This is a genomic window from Streptomyces sp. (assembly GCF_031181705.1).
In the GTDB taxonomy this organism is placed as follows: Bacteria; Actinomycetota; Actinomycetes; order Streptomycetales; family Streptomycetaceae; genus Streptomyces.
Genome location: NZ_JAPSKN010000013.1, coordinates 1 through 20,839, shown reverse-complemented (window position 1 = coordinate 20,839; position 20,839 = coordinate 1). Strand labels below are relative to the sequence as shown.

General features: G+C 71.4%; 16 protein-coding genes. 5 read left to right on the top strand and 11 right to left on the bottom strand.

Annotation, left to right across the window (positions count from 1 at the left end):
- Positions 1 to 48: 48 nt before the first annotated feature.
- From pyk to pta, 3 genes are all read right to left on the bottom strand, one after another.
- Positions 49 to 1,473 carry a pyruvate kinase gene (gene pyk / locus RIN80_RS04905; RefSeq protein WP_309094237.1) on the bottom strand — a complete coding sequence of 475 codons (1,425 nt, stop codon included), beginning with the start codon at positions 1,471 to 1,473 and terminating at the stop codon, positions 49 to 51.
- A 74-nt stretch (positions 1,474 to 1,547) separates the two neighbouring features.
- Positions 1,548 to 2,762, bottom strand: a complete 1,215-nt coding sequence (locus RIN80_RS04900) for an acetate kinase (RefSeq protein WP_309094236.1) — start codon at positions 2,760 to 2,762, stop codon at positions 1,548 to 1,550.
- Positions 2,759 to 4,849 carry a phosphate acetyltransferase gene (gene pta / locus RIN80_RS04895; RefSeq protein ID WP_309094235.1) on the bottom strand — a complete coding sequence of 697 codons (2,091 nt, stop codon included), beginning with the start codon at positions 4,847 to 4,849 and terminating at the stop codon, positions 2,759 to 2,761. Before pta ends, RIN80_RS04900 begins: the two co-directional genes overlap by 4 nt.
- 215 nt (positions 4,850 to 5,064) lie before the next feature.
- On the opposite strand from pta, the gene RIN80_RS04890 reads away from it, so the two are divergent.
- Positions 5,065 to 6,090 carry an ATP-dependent 6-phosphofructokinase gene (locus RIN80_RS04890; protein ID WP_309094234.1) on the top strand — a complete coding sequence of 342 codons (1,026 nt, stop codon included), beginning with the start codon at positions 5,065 to 5,067 and terminating at the stop codon, positions 6,088 to 6,090.
- On the opposite strand, the gene RIN80_RS04885 is transcribed toward RIN80_RS04890, so the two are convergent.
- A complete protein-coding gene (locus RIN80_RS04885) occupies positions 6,087 to 6,815 on the bottom strand; it encodes a helix-turn-helix transcriptional regulator (protein WP_309094233.1) in 729 nt (242 codons plus the stop codon). The genes RIN80_RS04890 and RIN80_RS04885 overlap by 4 nt on opposite strands.
- 503 nt (positions 6,816 to 7,318) lie before the next feature.
- Between RIN80_RS04885 and RIN80_RS04880 the strand changes: the two genes are divergently transcribed.
- Both RIN80_RS04880 and RIN80_RS04875 read left to right on the top strand, forming a co-directional pair.
- Positions 7,319 to 8,656, top strand: a complete 1,338-nt coding sequence (locus RIN80_RS04880; RefSeq protein WP_309094232.1) for a gluconate:H+ symporter — start codon at positions 7,319 to 7,321, stop codon at positions 8,654 to 8,656.
- A gap of 31 nt (positions 8,657 to 8,687) precedes the next feature.
- Positions 8,688 to 10,025: an enolase C-terminal domain-like protein gene (locus RIN80_RS04875; RefSeq protein ID WP_309094231.1), complete on the top strand. Its 1,338-nt coding sequence runs from the start codon at positions 8,688 to 8,690 to the stop codon at positions 10,023 to 10,025.
- Positions 10,026 to 10,074: 49 nt separating this feature from the next.
- Here the strand turns inward: RIN80_RS04875 and RIN80_RS04870 are convergent, their stop codons facing one another.
- The 6 genes from RIN80_RS04870 to RIN80_RS04845 all read right to left on the bottom strand — a co-directional run bounded on the left by RIN80_RS04870 (position 10,075) and on the right by RIN80_RS04845 (position 16,715).
- Complete coding sequence (locus tag RIN80_RS04870) at positions 10,075 to 10,989, bottom strand: zinc-binding dehydrogenase (RefSeq protein WP_309094278.1); 915 nt, start codon at positions 10,987 to 10,989, stop codon at positions 10,075 to 10,077.
- Positions 10,990 to 11,077: 88 nt separating this feature from the next.
- Positions 11,078 to 11,914 carry a carbohydrate ABC transporter permease gene (locus RIN80_RS04865; protein ID WP_309094230.1) on the bottom strand — a complete coding sequence of 279 codons (837 nt, stop codon included), beginning with the start codon at positions 11,912 to 11,914 and terminating at the stop codon, positions 11,078 to 11,080.
- Positions 11,915 to 11,919: 5 nt separating this feature from the next.
- On the bottom strand, positions 11,920 to 12,843 hold the full coding sequence (locus tag RIN80_RS04860; RefSeq protein WP_309094229.1) for a sugar ABC transporter permease: 924 nt from the start codon (positions 12,841 to 12,843) through the stop codon (positions 11,920 to 11,922).
- Between the two features lie 16 nt (positions 12,844 to 12,859).
- On the bottom strand, positions 12,860 to 14,227 hold the full coding sequence (locus tag RIN80_RS04855; RefSeq protein WP_309094228.1) for an extracellular solute-binding protein: 1,368 nt from the start codon (positions 14,225 to 14,227) through the stop codon (positions 12,860 to 12,862).
- Positions 14,228 to 14,346: 119 nt separating this feature from the next.
- Positions 14,347 to 15,048, bottom strand: coding sequence for a response regulator (locus RIN80_RS04850; RefSeq protein WP_309094227.1), 702 nt, complete (start codon positions 15,046 to 15,048; stop codon positions 14,347 to 14,349).
- Positions 15,045 to 16,715, bottom strand: coding sequence for a sensor histidine kinase (locus tag RIN80_RS04845; protein ID WP_309094226.1), 1,671 nt, complete (start codon positions 16,713 to 16,715; stop codon positions 15,045 to 15,047). Before RIN80_RS04845 ends, RIN80_RS04850 begins: the two co-directional genes overlap by 4 nt.
- Before the next feature lie 209 nt (positions 16,716 to 16,924).
- Here RIN80_RS04845 and RIN80_RS04840 point away from each other — a divergent pair, with 209 nt between their 5' ends.
- Positions 16,925 to 18,319: a cation:dicarboxylate symporter family transporter gene (locus RIN80_RS04840; RefSeq protein WP_309094225.1), complete on the top strand. Its 1,395-nt coding sequence runs from the start codon at positions 16,925 to 16,927 to the stop codon at positions 18,317 to 18,319.
- An 87-nt stretch (positions 18,320 to 18,406) separates the two neighbouring features.
- Here the strand turns inward: RIN80_RS04840 and RIN80_RS04835 are convergent, their stop codons facing one another.
- Positions 18,407 to 19,024 (bottom strand): TetR/AcrR family transcriptional regulator, encoded by a 618-nt coding sequence (locus RIN80_RS04835; RefSeq protein WP_309094224.1) that lies wholly within the window; start codon positions 19,022 to 19,024, stop codon positions 18,407 to 18,409.
- 109 nt (positions 19,025 to 19,133) lie between these two features.
- On the opposite strand from RIN80_RS04835, the gene RIN80_RS04830 reads away from it, so the two are divergent.
- Complete coding sequence (locus tag RIN80_RS04830; RefSeq protein WP_309094223.1) at positions 19,134 to 20,807, top strand: MFS transporter; 1,674 nt, start codon at positions 19,134 to 19,136, stop codon at positions 20,805 to 20,807.
- The last annotated feature ends 32 nt before the right edge of the window (positions 20,808 to 20,839 follow it).

Sequence of the window (20,839 nt, the reverse complement as noted above, 5' to 3'; positions counted from 1 at the left end):
GGGGCGCCCCTCGGTGTCGTACACGGCCCCGCGAAAACCTGGGGCGGATCAGCTCTCGGAGCCCAGGTGGTGGACCCGCACCATGTTGGTGGTGCCGGGGACACCGGGGGGCGAACCGGCCGTGATCACCACGATGTCACCCGCGTTGAAGCGGTTGAGCTTGATCAGCTCCTGGTCCACCAGGTCGACCATCTCGTCGGTGCTGTTCACGAACGGCACCACGTACGGCTCCACGCCCCAGCTCAGCGCCATCTGGTTGCGGGTGCCCTCGTCGGTGGTGAAGGCGATGATCGGCTGCTGCGCGCGGTAGCGGGACAGCCGGCGGGCGGTGTCGCCGGACTGGGTGAAGGCCACCAGGCCGCGGCCGCCGAGGAAGTCGGCGATCTCGCAGGCGGCACGGGCCACCGAACCGCCCTGCGTGCGCGGCTTCTTGCCCGGGACGAGCGGCTGCAGGCCCTTGGACATCAGCTCCTGCTCGGCCGCGGTGACGATCTTCGACATCGTCTTGACGGTCTCGATCGGGTACGCGCCCACGCTCGACTCGGCGGACAGCATGACCGCGTCGGCCCCGTCCAGGATCGCGTTGGCCACGTCGGAGGCCTCGGCGCGGGTCGGACGGGAGTTGGTGATCATCGACTCCATCATCTGGGTCGCCACGATCACCGGCTTGGCGTTGCGCCGGCACAGCTCGATCAGGCGCTTCTGCACCATGGGGACCTTCTCGAGCGGGTACTCGACGGCGAGGTCACCGCGGGCGACCATCACGCCGTCGAACGCCATCACGACGTCCTCCATGTTCTGCACCGCCTGCGGCTTCTCCACCTTGGCGATGACCGGGACGCGCCGGCCCTCCTCGTCCATGACGCGGTGCACGTCCTGGACGTCCTTGGCGTCGCGGACGAAGGACAGCGCGACCAGGTCGCAGCCCATCCGGAGGGCGAAGCGGAGGTCCTCGATGTCCTTCTCCGACAGGGCGGGCACGTTGACGGCCGCGCCGGGCAGGTTGATGCCCTTGTGGTCGGAGATGACGCCGCCCTCGATGACGATCGTCTTCACCCGGGGGCCCTCGACCTCGGTGACCTTCAGCTCGACGTTGCCGTCGTTGATGAGCACCTGGTCGCCCTTGTTGACGTCGCCGGGCAGACCCTTGTAGGTCGTCCCGCAGATCGTCTTGTCGCCGGGGACGTCCTCGGTGGTGATGGTGAACTCGTCACCGCGCACCAGCTCCACGGGGCCCTCGGCGAAGGTCTCCAGCCGGATCTTCGGGCCCTGGAGGTCGGCGAGGACACCGATGGCCCGGCCGGTCTCCTTGGCGGCGGCCCGGACCCGGTCGTACCGGCCCTGGTGCTCGGCGTGGGTGCCGTGGCTGAAGTTGAAGCGGGCCACGTTCATGCCGGCTTCGATCAACGCGACAAGCTGATCGTGGGAGTCGACCGCGGGGCCGAGAGTACAGACGATTTTCGAACGGCGCATGGGGGCGATCCTATCGGTTTGTTTCCCAGCGGAATATTCCGTCTGGCGGAAAATACAAAAGGGCGGGATGCCGCTCAGGTGTGATTCCCCGAACCATTTACCAGCGCGTAGGTCTGTGTCGCGATCTCCAATTCCTCGTCGGTGGGGACCACCGCCACCGCCACCCGGGCGCCCTCGGGCGAGATCAGCCGGGCCTCGTCGCCGCGCGCGGCGTTGCGCTCGCCGTCCACCGCGATGCCCAGCTCCTCCAGGCCCGCCAGGGCGGCCTCGCGCACCGGTGCCGCGTTCTCGCCCACACCCGCGGTGAAGGCGATCGCGTCCACCCGCCCGAGTACGGCGTAATAGGCGCCGATGTACTTCTTCAGCCGGTGAATGTAGATGTCGAACGCCAGCTCCGCCCGCTCGTCACCCGCGTCGACGCGGCGGCGGATCTCCCTCATGTCGTTGTCGCCGCACAGACCGATCAGACCGCTCTTCTTGTTGAGAAGAGTGTCGATCTCGTCGGCGGACATTCCCCCAACACGCATCAAATGGAAGATGACGGCCGGGTCCATGTCTCCGGAGCGCGTACCCATCACGAGCCCCTCCAAAGGCGTCAGGCCCATGGAGGTGTCCACGCAGCGACCGCCCCGCACGGCCGAGGCCGACGCCCCGTTGCCCAGGTGCAGCACGATCACGTTCACCTCGGACGGGTCCTTGCCCAGCAGCTTCGCCGTGGCCCGGGAGACGTAGGCGTGGGAGGTGCCGTGGAAGCCGTAGCGGCGGATGCGGTGCGCGTCGGCCGTCTCGACGTCGATCGCGTAGCGCGCGGCCGACTCCGGCATCGTCGTGTGGAAGGCGGTGTCGAAGACGGCGACCTGCGGCAGGTCGGGCCGCAGCGCCTGCGCCGTGCGGATGCCGGTGAGGTTGGCCGGGTTGTGCAGCGGGGCCACCGGGATGAGCCGCTCGATCTCGGCGAGCACCCGGTCGTCGATCACGGTCGGCTCGGTGAAGGACTTGCCGCCGTGCACCACGCGGTGGCCGATCGCGGCCAGCTCCGGGGAGTCCAGGCCGAGGCCGTCCTTGGCGAGCTCCTCGGCCACGGCCTTCAGGGCGGCGTCGTGATCGGCGATCGCCCCGCCGCGCTCCCGGCTCTCGCCGCCGGCCGGGGTGTGCTTCAGCCGGGAGGTCCGCTCGCCGATCCGCTCGACCAGGCCCACCGCGAGCCGGCTGCTGTCCCGCATGTCCAGCAGCTGGTACTTGACCGACGAGGAACCGGAGTTGAGGACGAGGACACGGGTCGGACTCACTGGGCTGCTGCCTTCTCGCTCGGGGTCTGGGCCTGGATCGCCGTGATGGCGACGGTGTTGACGATGTCCTGGACCAGGGCGCCCCGGGACAGGTCGTTGACCGGCTTGCGCAGGCCCTGCAGCACCGGCCCGACGGCGATCGCGCCGGCCGAGCGCTGCACGGCCTTGTAGGTGTTGTTGCCGGTGTTCAGGTCGGGGAAGATCAGCACGCTCGCCTGGCCGGCGACCTCGGAGCCGGGCAGCTTGGTCGCCGCGACCGACGGCTCCACGGCGGCGTCGTACTGGATCGGGCCCTCGATCTTCAGGTCGGGCCGGCGCGAGCGGACCAGCTCGGTGGCCTCGCGCACCTTGTCGACGTCGGCGCCCGAGCCGGAGGTGCCGGTCGAGTACGACAGCATCGCGATCCGCGGCTCCACCCCGAACTGCGCGGCCGTGGTCGCCGACTGGACGGCGATGTCGGCCAGCTGCTCGGCGTTCGGGTCCGGGTTGACCGCGCAGTCGCCGTAGACGAGGACCTTGTCGGCCAGGCACATGAAGAACACCGACGAGACGATGTCCGCGTCCGGCCTGGTCTTGATGATCTCGAAGGCCGGGCGGATGGTCGCGGCCGTGGAGTGCACCGAGCCCGACACCATGCCGTCGGCGAGGCCCTCCTGGACCATCAGCGTGCCGAAGTAGTTCACGTCCGAGACGACGTCGTAGGCCAGCTCCACCGTGACGCCCCGGTGGGCGCGCAGGGCCGCGTACTTCTCGGCGAAGCCGTCCCGCAGGTCGGAGGTGGCGGGGTCGATCAGCTGCGTCTCGCCCAGGTCCACGCCGAGGTCGGCGGCCTTCTTGCGGATCTGGTCGACCGGACCGAGCAGGGTCAGCTCGCACACGCCCCGGCGCAGCAGCACCTCGGCGGCGTGCAGCACGCGCTCCTCGGTGCCCTCGGGCAGCACGACCCGGCGCAGGTCGGATCGGGCCTGCTCCAGCAGCTTGTGCTCGAACATCATCGGCGTGACGCGGTCGCTGCTGGGCGCGGAGACGCGGCGCGCGAGGTCGGCGGTGTCGGCGAAGCGCTCGAACAGGCCGAGGGCCCGCTCCGCCTTGCGCGGGGTGGCCGCGTTGAGCTTGCCCTCCAGGGAGAACAGCTGCTCGGCGGTGGGGAAGCTGTTGCCGGTCACCGACAGCACCGGGGTGCCGGGCGCGAGACGGTCGGCGAGGGTGAGGATGTCCTGGCCGGGCACCTCGTTCAGGGTGAGCAGGATCCCCGCTATCGGCGGGGTGCCGGCGCTGTGCGCGGCGAGCGCGCCCACCACCAGGTCCGCCCGGTCGCCCGGGGTGACGACGAGGCAGCCCGGGGTCAGGGCACCGAGGAAGTTCGGCAGCATCGCGCCCCCGAAGACGAAGCCGAGCACGTCCCGGGCGAGCCCGGAGTCGTCGCCGAGCACCACCTCGGCGCCCAGGGCGTGGCTGATCTGCGAGACGGTCGGGGCGGACAGGGCCGGCTCGTCGGGCAGCACGTAACAGGGCACCGGGAGCCGGGAGTCCAGCTGGCGGGCGATCTCGTCGCGGTCCTCGCGCGCGACCCGGTTGGCGACCATCGCCAGGACGTCGCAGCCGAGGGTGTCGTAGGCGCGGTAGGCGTTGCGCGTCTCGGCGAGCACGGCCTCCACGGACTGCTTGCGGCCGCCGACGACCGGCAGCACGGACGCGCCGAACTCGTTCGCCAGCCGGGCGTTCAGCGACAGCTCGTCCGGGAGCTGGGTGCCGGCGTAGTCGGTGCCGAGGACCAGGACGACGTCGAAGTCGCGGGCGACCCGGTGGAAGCGGTCGACGAGCGTGGAGACCAGCTCGTCGGTGCCGGCCTCGGCCTGGAGGGCGGACGCCTCGTGGTAGTCCATCCCGTACACGGTCGCGGGGTCCTGGGCGAGCCGGTAGCGGGCGCGCAGCAGCTCGAAGAGCCGGTCCGGCCCGTCGTGGACCAGGGGGCGGAAGACGCCCACGCGGTCGACCTGGCGGGTGAGGAGTTCCATGACCCCCAGTTCGACGACCTGGCGGCCGTCACCGCGGTCGATGCCGGTCACGTACACGCTGCGGGTCACGCGGGCTCTCCGTTTCATCGCGAGGGGGTACACATCAGGACGACTGTCCAGCCGGGGGCACAAAAATCGCCCACCGAGGTGAGCAGAACCCTCTTGACAATACCTCTTTCGCTAGATAAGGCGCCCGTCAGAGCGGGGTGCCACAGCGGGCTGCGGAGCGTGAAACAATCGGCAGTGGCTCACCGGTGTCAACAGCGAGCAGGAGACACAGCACGATGCGTATCGGAGTTCTCACCGCAGGCGGCGACTGCCCCGGCCTGAACGCCGTGATCCGGTCGGTCGTGCACCGGGCGGTCGACAACTACGGCGACGAGGTCATCGGGTTCGAAGACGGCTACGCGGGGCTGCTGGACGGGCGCTACCGCACCCTCGACCTGAACGCGGTCAGCGGCATCCTCGCCCGAGGCGGCACGATCCTCGGTTCGTCCCGCCTGGAGCGCGACCGGCTGCGCGAGGCCTGCGAGAACGCCTCCGACATGATCCACGAGTTCGGCATCGACGCGCTCATCCCGATCGGCGGCGAGGGCACGCTGACGGCGGCCCGCATGCTGTCCGACGCGGGGCTGCCCGTGGTGGGCGTGCCGAAGACGATCGACAACGACATCTCCTCCACGGACCGCACCTTCGGCTTCGACACCGCGGTCGGCGTCGCCACCGAGGCGATGGACCGCCTGAAGACCACCGCCGAGTCCCACCAGCGCGTGATGGTCGTGGAGGTCATGGGCCGGCACGCGGGCTGGATCGCGCTGGAGTCCGGCATGGCCGCCGGCGCGCACGGCATCTGCCTGCCGGAGCGCCCGTTCGACCCGGCCGACCTGGTGAAGATGGTCGAGGAGCGCTTCGCCCGCGGCAAGAAGTTCGCGGTGGTCTGCGTCGCCGAGGGCGCCCACCCCGCCGAGGGCACCATGGACTACGGCAAGGGCGCCATAGACAAGTTCGGCCACGAGCGCTTCCAGGGCATCGGCGCGGCCCTCGCGCACGAGCTGGAGCGGCGTCTGGGCAAGGAGGCCAAGCCGGTCATCCTCGGCCACATCCAGCGCGGTGGTGTGCCGACCGCCTACGACCGGGTGCTGGCCACGCGGTTCGGCTGGCACGCGGTGGAGGCCGCGCACCAGGGCCGGTTCGGCCACATGACCGCGCTGCGCGGGACGGACATCGTGATGGTGCCGCTCGCCGAGGCCGTGACCGAGCTGAAGACCGTGCCCAAGGACCGCATGGACGAGGCCGAGTCGGTCTTCTAACCACCCTTGCGGCCGTCGTCGTCCCGCAGCTTCGCCCAGAAGTGCTCGACGATCCGGTCGAGGAAGTCCTGGCCGGCGCCGCCCGCGTCACCGCTGCCGCCGCCCCAGCTCAGGGTGGCCGCCATGTGCCCCTGGTAGTCCTCGTGCAGGCTCCGCAGGGCCGCCTCCAGGAACCGCCGGTCCAGGGGGACGAGCCGGGCCACCGGGCGTCCGTAGGCCTGCCAGCGGGTGGTGACCGCGCTGCGCAGCAGGCCGCCGAGGCGGGCGTCGCGGCCGGTGACGGTGACGAAGTCGGGCAGGCCGAGGCCGAGCAGCTCGGCCAGCGCGGCGGACTGGCGCTCGGTGCCGCGCCAGCTGTCGGTCTCCTCCATGCGCAGATACGCGTGGACGTCGTGCCCGACCGCCCGGGCCACGTCCTCGGGGGCGAGGCAGCGGGCGATGCGGTGTTCGCGCAGGGTGCGCGGCCGGCCGATGAGCTCGGCGGGCGAGCACCACAGCACGCCCGCGAGGGCGGTGAGTTCGGAGTCGGACGGGGCCGTGATCCCGCGCTCCCAGGCGATGACGTGGTCCGGGGAGACGTGCGGGTGCCCGTACGAGACGCGCATGCCGTGGGCGACGTGCTCGGGGGCCATGCCGAGGGCCGCGCGCAGCCGGCGCGCGGCGGGGGCGTTGAAGGGCGGAGTCGTGGGGGAGGGCTCGCTCGGGCGGGGTGAAGGTCGGCGCACGGGCCTCAAGCTAAGGGCGCCGGACTGCGGCGACTACGGTCGGTTCGGCCAGGATCACGCATTGTAGGAAGCTACGGCTACCGGCGGGTTCGCCGGGACCGAGGACGGCCCGTCCGATGGACGGTTGTACGGGCGCGGACCGGGTCCGCTGCGGCGACCGGCTCGCGCAGCGACCGCGCCTCCGGCGAACGGCAAGCTCAGCGGGCATATTCGCGTCCCTGGTCGGCCCGGGCCCCGGTGTCGTGGGCGTGGCCGGGGCCGTCCCGGAAGCCGTGCGCACGGGCGGGCGTCGAAACCGTGTGCGTCCCCGTCACCTCCCCGGCGGGGTGGGCGCGCGGGAGGAGGCGCGGCGCGATTCGCGCGGTCCGCGGCGGGTGTACCCCCTCAGGTGATTCGTGATCGTCGAACCATTGACCCATGCCGTTCACCCACTTAGCCTCCATCTGCATACGTAGACGCCGTCTGCATACAGAGATGGGTCGTCGGTTCAAAGGGGAACTGCCTTGCCTCTGCTCGTCGTCGGGATCAGCGTCCTGATCCTTTTGCTCCTCATGACCAGGCTGAAGCTGAACGGCTTCGCGGCGCTGCTCCTGGTGGCGGTCGGGGTCGCGCTCGTGCAGGGCATCCCCGTGGCGACCGTCCCGGACGTCCTCTCCGAGGGCATCGGGGACCAGATCGGCGACACCATGCTGACGATCGGGCTCGGTGCCATGGTCGGCCGCGTGATGGGGGACTCCGGTGCCGCGCAGCGGATAGCCGGCACACTCCTGGACGCCTTCGGGCCGCGCTGGGTCCAGGTGGCCATGGTCGTCACGGCCATGCTGATCGGCGTCACCATGTTCTACGAGGTCGCGTTCATCATCATCGTGCCGATCGCGTTCACGCTGGTCCGGGTCACCGGGGCCAAGCTGCTGTGGGTCGGGCTGCCCATGTCCATCGCCCTGTCCACCATGCACAGCTTCCTGCCGCCGCACCCCGGGCCCACCGCAGTCGCCGCGACCTTCCACGCCTCCGTCGGACTCACCCTGTTCTACGGCCTGTTCGTCGCGGTCCCCGCCGGGGCGCTCATCGCCCTGACCTGGCCCCGTCTGCCGTTCGTCGCGCGGCTGACGCCGTCGATCCCCAAGGGCCTGGTCAGCGAGCGGGAGTTCGCCGAGGAGGAGATGCCCGGGCTCGGCTGGTCGCTGTGCGTGGCGCTGTTCCCCGTGGTGCTGATCGTGGCCGCCGCCGTGACCGACATGGCCACCTCCGGCGAGAGCCCGCTGCTGCACACCGTCGCCTTCGCCGGTTCGGCGCCGATCGCGCTGTTGCTGACGCTGTGCCTGGCGGTCTGGGCGTTCGGGCCGCGGATCGGGCGCAGCCTGAGCGAAGTCGGAGCGTCCTGCACGTCGGCGGCCCAGGCCATGGCGATGATCCTGCTGGTGATCGGCGCGGGCGGGGCCTTCAAGAACGTCCTGGTCGAGGGCGGGATCTCCGACTACATCAAGGACGTCACCGACGGCTGGTCCGTCTCGCCGATCGTCCTCGCCTGGCTCGTCGCGGTCATCCTGCGCATCGCGCTCGGCTCGGCCACGGTCGCCGTCGTGACCGCGTCCGGGGTGGCGCTGCCCCTGCTCGCGGGCGGCGGGGTCCACCCGGAGGTGATGGTGCTGGCCGTGGCCTGCGGCTCCATCGCCTTCTCCCACGTGAACGACCCGGGTTTCTGGTTGTTCAAGGAGTACTTCAACCTCTCCGTCATCGAGGCGATCAAGGTGCGCACGTCCTACACGACGGTGCTGGCCGTGCTCGGGCTCGGCGGGGTGCTGGTGGCCGAGTCGGTCCTCGACGTCCTCGGTCTGTGAATCATTTCCGTCGCCGCAGAAAGGGCACCTGATGAGCATCGGGCAGCAGCCGACCGTCACGGCGTTCGCCGTCTACCCCGTCGCCGGACGGGACAGCATGGAGCTGAACCTCTCCGGTGCGCACGGGCCGTACTTCACCCGCAACGTCGTCGTCCTCACCGACTCCGAGGGGCGGACCGGACTCGGGGAGGTGCCCGGCGGGGAGCAGATCACCCAGACCCTGCGGGACGCCGAGCCGCTGGTCGTCGGGGCGAAGGTCGGGGACTACAAGCGCGTGCTGCGGGAGATCGGGGAGCGGTTCGCCGGCCGGGACGCGGGCGGGCGCGGTGCGCAGACCTTCGACCAGCGGACCACCGTCCACACCGTCACGGCGGTCGAGTCGGCCCTGCTGGACCTGCTCGGGCAGCACCTCGGCGTGCCGGTCGCGGCGCTGCTGGGGGACGGGCAGCAGCGGGAGTCCGTGCGGGTGCTGGGCTATCTGTTCTACGTGGGCGATGCCGACCGGACCGACCTGGAGTACGTGCGCGAGCCCGGCTCCCCGGTCGAGTGGTACCGGGTGCGGCACGAGGAGGCGCTGTCGCCGGAGGCGATCGTGCGGCAGGCCGAGGCGGCGTACGCGCGGTACGGGTTCCGGGACTTCAAGCTCAAGGGCGGTGTGCTGGAGGGGGCCGAGGAGGTCGCGGCGGTGCGGGCGCTGAAGCGGCGGTTCCCGGACGCCCGGATCACGCTCGATCCCAACGGGGCCTGGTCGCTGCGGGAGGCGGTCGAGCTGTGCCGGCCGCTGGTCGGGACGCTGGCGTACGCCGAGGACCCGTGCGGGGCGGAAGAGGGCTACTCGGGGCGGGAGATCCTCGCGGAGTTCCGCCGCGCGACCGGGCTGCCGACGGCGACCAACATGATCGCGACGGACTGGCGGCAGCTGGCGCACGCGCTCGCCCTGCAGTCGGTGTCCATCCCGCTGGCCGATCCGCACTTCTGGACGATGCAGGGCTCGGTGCGGGTGGCGCAGCTGTGCCAGGCGACGGGGCTGACGTGGGGGTGTCACTCCAACAACCACTTCGACATCTCGCTGGCGATGGTGACGCACTGCGGGGCGGCGGCGCCGGGGGAGTACAACGCGCTGGACACGCACTGGATCTGGCAGGAGGGGCTGGAGCGGCTGACGGTGGACCCGCCGCGGATCGTCGACGGGGAGATCGCGGTGCCGGACGCGCCGGGGCTGGGCGTCGCGCTCGACATGGACCGGCTGCTGGCCGCACACGAGCTGTACCGGAAGAAGGCGCTGGGGGCGCGGGACGACGCGGTGGCGATGCGGTATCTCGTGCCGGGGTGGTCGTTCGACGCGAAGCGGCCGTGTCTGGTGCGCTAGCCGGTCGGCCCGGGGCGGGGGAGGGCCGGGCCGTCCCCCGCCCCGCCGCTCAGCGGGACGTCACCTCCAGCACGGCCTTCCCGCGGATCCGGCGCGCCCGCAGCGCCTCGGCCGCCTCGTCGAACCGGTCCCACGGGCCCTGCCAGCCGGTCTCGACGGTCAGGGCCCCCTCGGCGGCCAGCGCGGTGAGGACGGCCAGGTCCGCGCCCGCGTCCGAGTCGATGACGAAGGAGGACAGGGACTTGGCCGGGCCGACGGTCGCGTACGGCGGGAAGACCGCCGGTTCCCCCGAGGTCCAGCCGACGCTCTGGACACTGCCGCCGGGCGCGAGCAGGCTCCAGGCGGCGACCAGTTGAGGACCGCCGACGCTGTCGATGACGATGTCCACCGGCTCCCGCAGCCCTTCCAGCCCGACCAGCACCTCGTCGGCGCCGGACTCGGCCAGGCCCTCCGCGCGGGCGGCCGAGCCGACGGACGCGATCACACGGGCACCGGCACGGGCGGCCAGCTGGACGGCGAACCGGCCGACTCCACCGGACGCCCCGGTGACCAGCACCCGCTTGCCGGGCCCGAGTCCGGCGGCCCGCAGCGAGCGCAGAGCCGCCACCCCGGCGACCGGCAGGGCCACCGCCCTGGCCGGGTCCAGACCCCCGGGCACCTCGGCGAGGGCACCCACGTCGATCGCGACGCGCTCGGCGAACGCCCCCGAGGTGAGGGCCACCACCCGCGTGCCCACCGCCGGCCCGGTCCCGTCGGCCGCGGCCCGGACGACCACGCCGGCGGCGTCCGACCCGAGCACCGCTCCCACCGGCACCCGCCCGGAGCGGGCGTCGTTGAGGTCACCGTGGTTCAGCGAGGCGTGCGACACCTCCACCAGGACCTGACCCGGCCCGGGCACCGGCTCGGCGACCTCGCCCAGACGGACCGTTTCGGACGCGGCCGGATCGACCACCAGAGCACGCACGGACATGTCTCCCCCTCGTGTGGAACGCGGTGATCACCGCGACCATGAGGAGCAACAGCCGGCGCTCCCGGTTGCTTCCCGGTCCTGTTCAGCCCTTCACCGCCCCGCCCAGCGCGAAGCCCCCTCCCAGGCGTCTCGCGATCAGGACGTACAGGAGGATCACCGGCGTGGAGTAGACGAGGGAGAACGCGGCCAGCTGGCCGTACGCCACCATGCCCCGGTTGCCGAAGAAGTCGTTGATGCTGACCGACGCCGGCATCTGGTCGGGGGTGAGCAGGAGCATGAAGGGGACGAAGAAGTTGCCCCACATCATGACGAAGGAGAAGACCGTCACCACGGCCACGCCCGGGCCCATCAGGGGCAGCACGATGCGGACGAGGGACTGCAAGGAGGAGGCGCCGTCCGTCCAGGCCGCCTCCTCCAGCTCCTTCGGGACGCCGTCCATGAAGTTCTTCATCAGCCAGATGGCGAACGGCAGTTGGGACGCGGCGAAGAAGAGGATCGTGCCCCGCATGGTGTCGATCAGGTCGACCCGCACGAAGAGCGCGTAGACCGGGACCATGATCGCCGTGATGGGCAGGCTGGTGGCGAAGAGGATCGTCAGCAGGAACGGCCGGTTGAAGCGGGAGCGGAAGCGGGACAGGGGATAGGCGGCCAGGACCGCGCAGACCACCGCCAGCAGCGTCGCGCCGCCGCACAGGATCAGGCTGTTGAGCAGGGGGGTGAAGGTGATCTCGGGGGTCAGGACGGCGTCGAAGTTGGCCAGGGTCAGGCCGTCGGGCGCCTTCACCCGGAGGTTCGCGTGGGGGTCGAGGGCCGAGAGGACCACCCAGGCCAGGGGCAGGACGAACGCGGCGGCGACGACCAGCAGGCCGGCGTCCGCGGCGAGGCGGCGGGTCGTGCGGCGGGAGGCGAGCGTGGCCATGCGGGTCAGACCTCCGTCCGCAGCAGGCGCAGGTAGACGAGGGAGAACAGGGAGCCGACCAGGAGGAGGAGCAGGGCGACCGCCGTGCCGTAGCCGATCAGGCTGTTCTGGAAGGCCTGTTCGTACATGAACAGCGGCAGCGTCTGGCTCCTGCCGCCCGGGCCGCCCCGGGTCATCACCCAGATCAGACCGAAGACCGAGAGGGTCTGCAGGGTGTTGAGCATCAGGTTCGTGCCGATGGAGCGGCGGATCATGGGGAGCGTGATGTGCCACATGCGGCGCCAGCCGCCCGCCCCGTCGACCTCGGCCGCCTCGGTGATCTCCTGCGGGATCTCGTTCAGCGCGGCCGAGTAGACCAGCATCGAGAAGGCCGTGCCCCGCCAGACGTTGGCGAAGGACACCGCCAGGATGGGCAGGGTGTACAGCCAGTTCTGGGCGGGCAGGTGCAGCCAGTCCAGGACGGCGTTCAAAGTTCCCTCGCGGCGGAAGAAGGCGTAGAGGAGGAAGCCCGCCACGACCTCCGGCAGGACCCACGCCGTGACCACGATGCCGCCGGTCAGGGTGCGCACCGGTTTCGACGCGCGCCGCATCAGCGCGGCGAGCGCCAGGCCGAGGGTGTTCTGCCCGATCAGCGACGACAGGACCGTGAACACCAGCGTCAGCCAGACGGCGTTGAGGAACGCCTCGTCCCCGAAGGCCCGGGTGAAGTTGGCGAAGCCGACGAACGACTCCTCGGCCTGGCCGGTGAGCTGGAGGTCGGTGAAGGCGATCCAGACGCAGTACGCGATCGGGCCGGCCAGGAAGAGGAGCAGGAGGACGATCGCGGGGGTCAGGGGCAGGGCCCGCACCGGCAGGCGGGGGCCGCGTGCCGGGCGGGTGGCCCCGGGTGCTGCCTTGGCGAGCGGCGGGCGGGGTGCGGTGGCAGTCATGCGGTCCGGCTCTCGCTCACCGCTCGACCACCTGGTTGTCCGTGGCGTCCTTCAGGGCGTCCGTGTAGGCGCTCGTGGCCTCGTCGACCGACGCGTCACCCGTGGTGACGCTCTCCATCGCCTCCTGGATGGCCGTGGAGACCTTCGGGTAGGCCGGGTAGGCGGGGCGGTAGTGCGTCGAGGCCACCAGGTCGGTGAAGAACTCGATGCCGGGCTGCGCGTCGACGTAGGCCGGGTCCTCGGCGACGTCCTCGCGGACGGCGATGCCGGAGTTGGCGATGTACCACTTCTGCGCGTTGGCCTTGGTCTGCATCGTCTTGACGAACTCGAACGCCAGGTCCGGGTTGCCGGCCTTGGCGGGAATGGACCAGGTCCAGCCGCCGGACATGCTCACCTTGCCGGGCGCCTGGCCGTGCTGGGTCGGCATGGCGGCCAGGCCCAGTTCCCTCGACCACTCGGGCCACTCGTGGCCGCTGCCGGGCAGCCAGTCCTGCGGGAGCCAGGAGCCGTCGAGGGCGATGCCGAGCTTGCCCTGCGGCAGCCACTCGCCGCGCACGCGGGTCATGACGTTGGGGTCGAGCGCGTCGGAGACGTCCGGGCCGAGCTTCTCCGCGTAGACCGTCTCGACGAAGGCGAGCGCGTCCTTGAAGCCCTGGCCGCCGGCGATCCACTTCTTGCCGGACTTGTCGTAGAGGGGGTCCGTGCGGCCGTCGTTGGTGCCGTACAGGAGCATCTCGAAGGTCTGCATGGTGGCGGCCTCGCCGACCGGCTTGCCCGTGTAGACGTTGAACGGGATGACGCCGGGGACCTTCTTCTTGATGGTGCGTGCGGCGGTGAGGACGTCGTTCCAGGTCTTCGGCTGCCAGTCGGCGGGCAGGCCGGCCCTGGCGAAGATGTCCTTGTCGAACCAGAGGCCGCGGGTGTCGGTGCCGTCGGGGACGCCGTACGTCTTGCCGTCCTCGCCCTTGGCCGCCGCCTTCGCCGTGTCGATGAACCGGTTCCAGTCCGGCCACTTGGAGAGGTAGGCGTCGAGGGGCTTCAGGTATCCGCTGGTGATGTCCGAGTTGATGAGGAACGTGTCCTCGTAGACCAGGTCGGGGGCCGTCTTGGGGGAGCGGAGCATCTGCTGGAGCTTGGTGTAGTACTCCGAGTCCGGGGCCTTGATCGGGACCAGCTCGACCTTCTTGCCCGGGTGGGCCTTCTCGAACTGCTTCTTGATGTCCGCGAGATAGGTGTCCATCACCTTCACGGAGTTGTCCGTGGACTGCTTGAAGGAGACCTTCACGGTGTCCGGGTCGCTGCCGGAGCCCCCACCGCACGCGGTGAGGGTCGTGGCGGCGAGGACCAGGGCGGCGAGGGGAGCGAGGGCGGCGGTGGGGCGCACGGGCACGACCTCCTACGGGCGCACTTCGTTGTGGCCGGGTGGCTGCGTCGTGAACCTAAGAGGAATGGTCTAGTCAGGTCAATGCGTGTGCGGAGGTTCGATCGCCGGCTGATGGACCGTCACTGGCCGGTGACCCAGCGGTACTGCAACTCCGGCCGCCCGACCGTGCCGTACTGGGGGCGGCGGGCCGCGCGGCCCGCGTCGACGAGGTGCTCCAGGTAACGGCGGGCCGTGATGCGGGAGATGCCCACCGTCTCGGCCACGCCCGCGGCCGTGAGGCCCTCCGCGCTGTCGCGCAGGGCGAGCGTCACGCGCTCCAGGGTCGGCGCGCTCAGACCCTTGGGCAGTGCGGCCGGGCCCGGCGCGCGCAGGGCGGCGAGCGCCCGGTCCACCTCGTCCTGGCCGCTGGCCTCCCCGACCGCCGCGTGGAACTCCGCGTACCGCACCAGCCGGTCGCGCAGGGTGGCGAAGGTGAACGGCTTCAGTACGTACTGCACCACGCCGAGCGAGACGCCCTCACGCACGACGGCCAGGTCGCGGGCCGACGTCACCGCTATCACGTCGGCGTGGTGGCCGGCCGCGCGCAGGGAGCGGGCCAGCTGCAGCCCGTGCACATCGGGCAGGTGCAGGTCGAGCAGGAGCAGGTCGACGGGGGTACGCTCCAGGACCCGGCGGGCCTCCGCGCCCGAGTGCGCCTTGCCCACGGCCACGAAGCCGGGCACCCGGCCGACGTAGAGGACGTGCGCGTCGGCGGCCACCGGGTCGTCCTCCACGACCAGGACACGGATGGCCTTCGGGCCGTTCGTCGGTCCGCTCGTCATGCGTCGCCTCCAGCGCCCGTGGACACCGAGGTCCCGGCTCCCGTGCCCTCGGTCACCGCCCCCGGCTCCCGCAGCGGCAGCCGTACCTCGAACTGTGCCCCGCCGCCGGCGGCACCCGTCACCGACAGGGTCCCGCCGTGCCGGTGCGCCGCCTGCCGGACCAGCGCCAGACCCAGCCCCCGGCCGCCCGGGCCCGCCGGTTTCGTCGTGAAGCCCCGCTGGAAGACGGCCTCGGCGTGCTCGGGATCCACGCCCGGCCCCGTGTCCGACACCCGCATCACCAGCTCCGGGCAGCCGCCCGCTGCCTCGGTGTACGCGGCCACCGTCACCCGGGCCCGTACGCTGCCCTGCGCCGCGTCCACGGCGTTGTCGATGAGGTTGCCCAGGATCGTCACCAGGTCCCGCGCCGGCAAGGACTCCGGCAGCAGTCCGTCGTCGAGGCTGCTGTCCTCCGACACCACCAGCTCCACGCCCCGTTCGTTCGCCTGGGCGGTCTTGCCCAGCAGCAGCGCCGCCAGCACCGGCTCGCTCACCGCCGCCACGACCTGGTCGGTGAGCGCCTGGGCCAGCTCCAGCTCGGCCGTGGCGAACTCCACCGCCTCCTCGGCCCGGCCCAGCTCGATCAGCGAGACGACCGTGTGCAGCCGGTTCGCCGCCTCGTGGGCCTGTGAGCGCAGCGCCTGGGTGAAGCCCCGCTCGGAGTCCAACTCGCCCATGAGCGACTGGAGTTCGGTGACATCGCGCAGGGTCACGACGGTACCGCGCCGCTCGCCGCCCGACACCGGCGAGGTGTTGATCACCAGGACCCGGGAGGCGGTGAGGTGCACCTCGTCCACCCGCGGCTCCGAGGCCAGCAGCGCGCCCGTCAGCGGGGCGGGCAACCCCAGCTGCGCCACCGACCTGCCCACCACGTCCCCGGCCACGCCGAGCAGCTCCCGCCCACCGTCGTTGATCAACGCCACACGGTACTGCCCGTCCAGCATCAGCAGCCCTTCGCGCACCGCGTGCAGGGCGGCCTGGTGGTAGTCGTGCATCCGGCTCAGCTCGGCCGCGTTCATCCCGTGGGTGTGGCGGCGCAGCCGGGCGTTGATGACGTACGTGCCGACCGCGCCCAGCGCCAGCGCTCCGGCCGCCACGCCGAGCAGGGCCGTCAGCTGCTCCTGGACGCGCTGGGTGATCTCCTCCACCCGGATGCCCGCGCTGACCAGGCCGACCACCCTTGGGCCGTCCTGGATCGGGGTGACCGCCCGGACCGACGGGCCGAGCGTGCCGGTGTAGGTCTCGGTGAAGGTCTGGCCGCGCAGCGCCTTGTCGGTGTGGCCCTGGAAGGTCTGGCCGATCTGTCTCGGGTCGGGGTGCGTCCAGCGGATGCCCCGCGGATCCATGATCGTGATGAAGTCGACCTCGGTGTCCCGCATCACCCGAAGCGCGTACGGCTGCAGCTCGGCCGTCGGGTCGGGGGCGCGGGTCGCCGCCAGCACGGACGGGGAGTCGGCGACCGACCGCGCCACCGCCCTGGCCTGGCGCGCCGCGGCCTCCTCGGCCTGGCTGCGGTCACTGACGTAGGTGAACAGCGCGTATCCGGCCACGACGACCGCTATCAGCACGGCCTGCATGGCGAAGAGCTGGCCCGCCAGGCTGCGGGGACGGGGGACGGTGAGGCGCATCCCGTCAGTCTGCACCGTGGCCGATTGTGAACTAAATGAACGGAAGGGTGACCGCGCTCACAGGGGACGACATAGTCACGGCATTCCCCATAACGCAGCTCCGGGAGCCCCGCTCCCTGTTTCTCGCAGTTCCCCGGAGTTTCCCGGAGTTTTTCCCGGACGTGAGCCGCACGCCGGTGATGCCGACGACGTCGTCAAGGAGGGCCGCCGTGACCAGCGCAGCCGATACGGCACCTGCCGCACCCAAGGCCAAGCGGGACCGCACGCACTATCTCTACATCGCGGTGATCATCGCCGTCGCCGCCGGTATCGCGGTGGGTCTGGCCGCACCGGACTTCGCGGTCGAGCTGAAGCCGATCGGCACGGGCTTCGTGAACCTGATCAAGATGATGATCTCGCCGATCATCTTCTGCACGATCGTGCTGGGCATCGGCTCGGTGCGCAAGGCCGCCAAGGTCGGTGCCGTCGGCGGTATCGCCCTCGGCTACTTCATGGTGATGTCGCTGGTCGCCCTGAGCATCGGCCTGGTCGTCGGCAACATCCTGGAGCCGGGCACGGGCCTGGCGGTCACCGACGCGGTCAAGGACGCCGGGCACGCGCAGGTCGACGCCGAGGCCAAGGACACCACCGAGTTCCTGCTCGGCATCATCCCGACCACGATCGTCTCCGCCTTCACCAACGAGTCGGTGCTGCAGACCCTGCTGATCGCGCTGCTCGCCGGCTTCGCGCTGCAGGGCATGGGCTCGGCAGGGCAGCCCATCCTGCGCGGCATCGAGCACATCCAGCGGCTCGTCTTCCGCATCCTCGCCATGGTGATGTGGGCCGCCCCGATCGGTGCCTTCGGCGCCATCGCCGCCGTCACCGGCTCCGCCGGCCTGGACGCGCTCAAGAGCCTCGCCGTGCTGATGCTCGGCTTCTACGTGACCTGCTTCCTCTTCGTCTTCCTCGTGCTCGGCGTCCTGCTGCGGGTGATCTCCGGCCTGAACATCCTCACGCTGTTCAAGTACCTCGGCCGGGAGTTTTTGCTGATCCTGTCCACCTCCTCCTCCGAGTCCGCCCTGCCGCGACTCATCGCGAAGATGGAGCACCTGGGCGTCAGCAAGCCGGTGGTCGGCATCACCGTCCCGACCGGCTACTCCTTCAACCTCGACGGCACCATGATCTACATGACCATGGCCTCGCTGTTCATCGCCGACGCCATGGGCACCCCGATGTCCCTCGCCGAGCAGATCCCGCTGCTGCTCTTCCTGCTCGTCGCCTCCAAGGGCGCCGCCGGTGTCACCGGCGCCGGTCTCGCGACCCTGGCCGGCGGTCTGCAGTCGCACAAGCCGGCCCTGGTGGACGGCATCGGCCTCATCGTCGGCATCGACCGCTTCATGAGCGAGGCCCGCGCCCTGACCAACTTCGCCGGCAACGCCGTGGCCACCGTGCTGATCGGCACCTGGACCAAGGAGATCGACCGGGAGCGGGTCGACCAGGTACTCGCCGGTCACCTGCCCTTCGACGAGAAGACGCTGCTGGACGACGGCCACGGCGGCCCGGCCGGCGACGACCACGTCGAGGTGCCCGAGCCGGGCGGCGAGAAGGAGCTGGCCAAGGCCTGACGGCCGCGCCGCCTCCCCAGGACTCCGGGCGGCTGGGTGTCCCCCCGTCGCTCAGCCGCCCGGACCGTCGCAGCCCCGGAAGAAGGATCAGTCGTTCAGCTCCGCCACCAGCTCGGTGGCGGTCGAGGCGGGCACGCCCGCCGCGGTCAGGATGGTGACCGCGGCGCAGCGGCCCGCCTCTTCTGCTGCCACGAGCCCGTCGTTCACCGCCTCCATCAGCGCCACCAGCATCTGCTCGTGCACGTACGCCAGGGCCGCGGCCGGCAGGGGTGAGCTGAAGACGCCCTGGTCGAGGCCGCGCCGCAGCATGCCGGTGGCGGTCTGGCGGACGGGGGCGAGCCGCTCCCTGATGCCCTGCATGGTCACCGTGCGCTGGGCGAGCGCGATCAGCAGCCGGTACCGGTCGGCGATCTCCCACACGGCCAGCACCGAGCGGGCCACGGCCTCGGCCGGTTCCCCCACGCCCTCGCGGCCCGCCGCGTGCGCGGCCGCGAGGGCCTCCACGGCCTCGTCGACGAGGGTGCTGATGAGCGCCTCGCGGTTCGGGAAGTGCCCGTAGACCGTGCGCCGGACGACACCCGCCGCGCGGGCGATCTGGTCCATGGACGCGTCGGGGTCCCGCAACAGCTCGGCGAGGGCGACATCGAGGATGCGACGGCGGTTGGCGTCGGCGCGGCTGGTGGTGCCCGTGGTCATGGACGTCATTGTGCCCCTCCGACAGCAAGTTGCACAGTGCTGTGCAACGGCGTAGATTGCACAGCGTTGTGTAAATGCACACCCATGTGCAAATCAGTCAGGAAGGCACCCCCCTGCCATGCGACTCGTCATGACCGAACCGGCCGAGAGGATGGACCGCCCCTACCCGCGCCGCTGGTGGGCGCTGCTCGTGCTCTGCCTGAGCCTGCTGATCATCGTGATGGCGAACACCGCCCTCACCGTGGCCGCGCCCGCCATGACCGAGGACCTCGGCCTGTCCAGCGCCGACCTGCAGTGGGTCATCGACGGCTACACCGTCCCGTACGCGGCGCTGATGCTGCTGCTCGGCGCGATCGGCGACAAGTACAGCCGCCGGGGCGCGCTCGTGCTCGGGCTCCTCGTGTTCGGCGGCGGGGCCGTCTCCGGCTACCTCGCCGACAGCGCCACGGCCGTCATCGCGGCCCGGGCCGTGATGGGCGCGGGCGCCGCCATGATCATGCCCGCCACGCTGTCCCTGCTCGCCGCGACCTTCCCGCGGGCCGAGCGGGCCCGGGCCATCACCCTGTGGACCGCCACGGCCGGACTCGCCATCGCGGCCGGGCCGCTGGTCGCCGGGGCGCTGCTGGAGGACCACGGCTGGTCGTCGACGTTCCTGATCAACGTCCCCGTCGCCGCGCTGGCCCTCATCGGCGCGTTCGTCCTTGTCCCGCCGTCCAAGGCCGCCGACCGCGGGCGCATCGACTACGGCGGCGGGCTGCTGTCCGTGGTGTGGATCGCCGCGCTGGTCTACATGATCATCGAGGGGCCGCACTTCGGCTGGGGCGCCAAGGCGATCACGGCCGCGGCCGTGGCGGGTGCCGGGCTCGTCGCCTTCGTGGTGTGGGAACTGCGCCATCCGCGCCCGCTGCTCGATGTGCGCCGCTTCACCGACCGGCGCTTCGCGGGCTCCAACCTCGCCGTCGCGCTGTTCTTCCTGGCCGTCTTCGGGGCCTTCTACTACCTGACGCAGCACCTGCAGTTCGTCCTCGGCTACGACGCCCTGGACACGGGCGTGCGGATGCTGCCGCTGGCCGGCGCGGTGTTCGTCGGCGCGGCCCTGACCGGGTACCTCACCCCCCGGGTCGGCATGAAGTGGACCGTCACGGCCGGGATGGTCGGCGGCACGGCGGCGCTGGCCCTGCTCACCCGGGTCGACTCCGGTTCGGCGTACGGCGACTTCGTCGCGCCCCTGGTCGTCCTCGGCCTCGCGATCGGTCTCGCGCTCTCGCCCTGCACGGACGCGATCATGGGGGCGTTTCCCGAGTCGGAACTCGGCGTCGGCGGGGCGGTCAACGACACGTCGCTGGAGCTGGGCGGCTCGCTCGGCATCGCCATCCTCGGCTCGCTGCTGGCCACGTCGTACTCCGGCCACCTCTCCGACGCCACGGCCGGCAGCCGGCTGCCCGCGCCCTCCCTGGAGACCGCCCAGGACTCCGTCGGCGCCGGATACGCCGTGGCGCGGGGCATGGGTGACAAGGCGCGGCAGCTCGCCGAGCAGGCCGCGCACACCGGCGACCCGCGGCAGGCCGGGCAGCTCAAGGCCCAGGCCGAGCAACTGGCCGGTGGAGCACGGCAGATGGCCGACGCGGTGGGCTCCTCCTTCGCCGACGCGGTGGCACACACCAGTCTGGTCGGAGCCGTGGTCCTGGGCATCGGCACGGTCGCGGTGGCGCTGCTGCTGCCCGGGAGGCGGAAGCCGGCCCCCGAGCCCGCCGAGTCCGGTAAGCCGCAGCCGGCGAACGTCACGCGCTAGCCGGGACCGGCCTGGCGGCCGCGCCCGCTGTC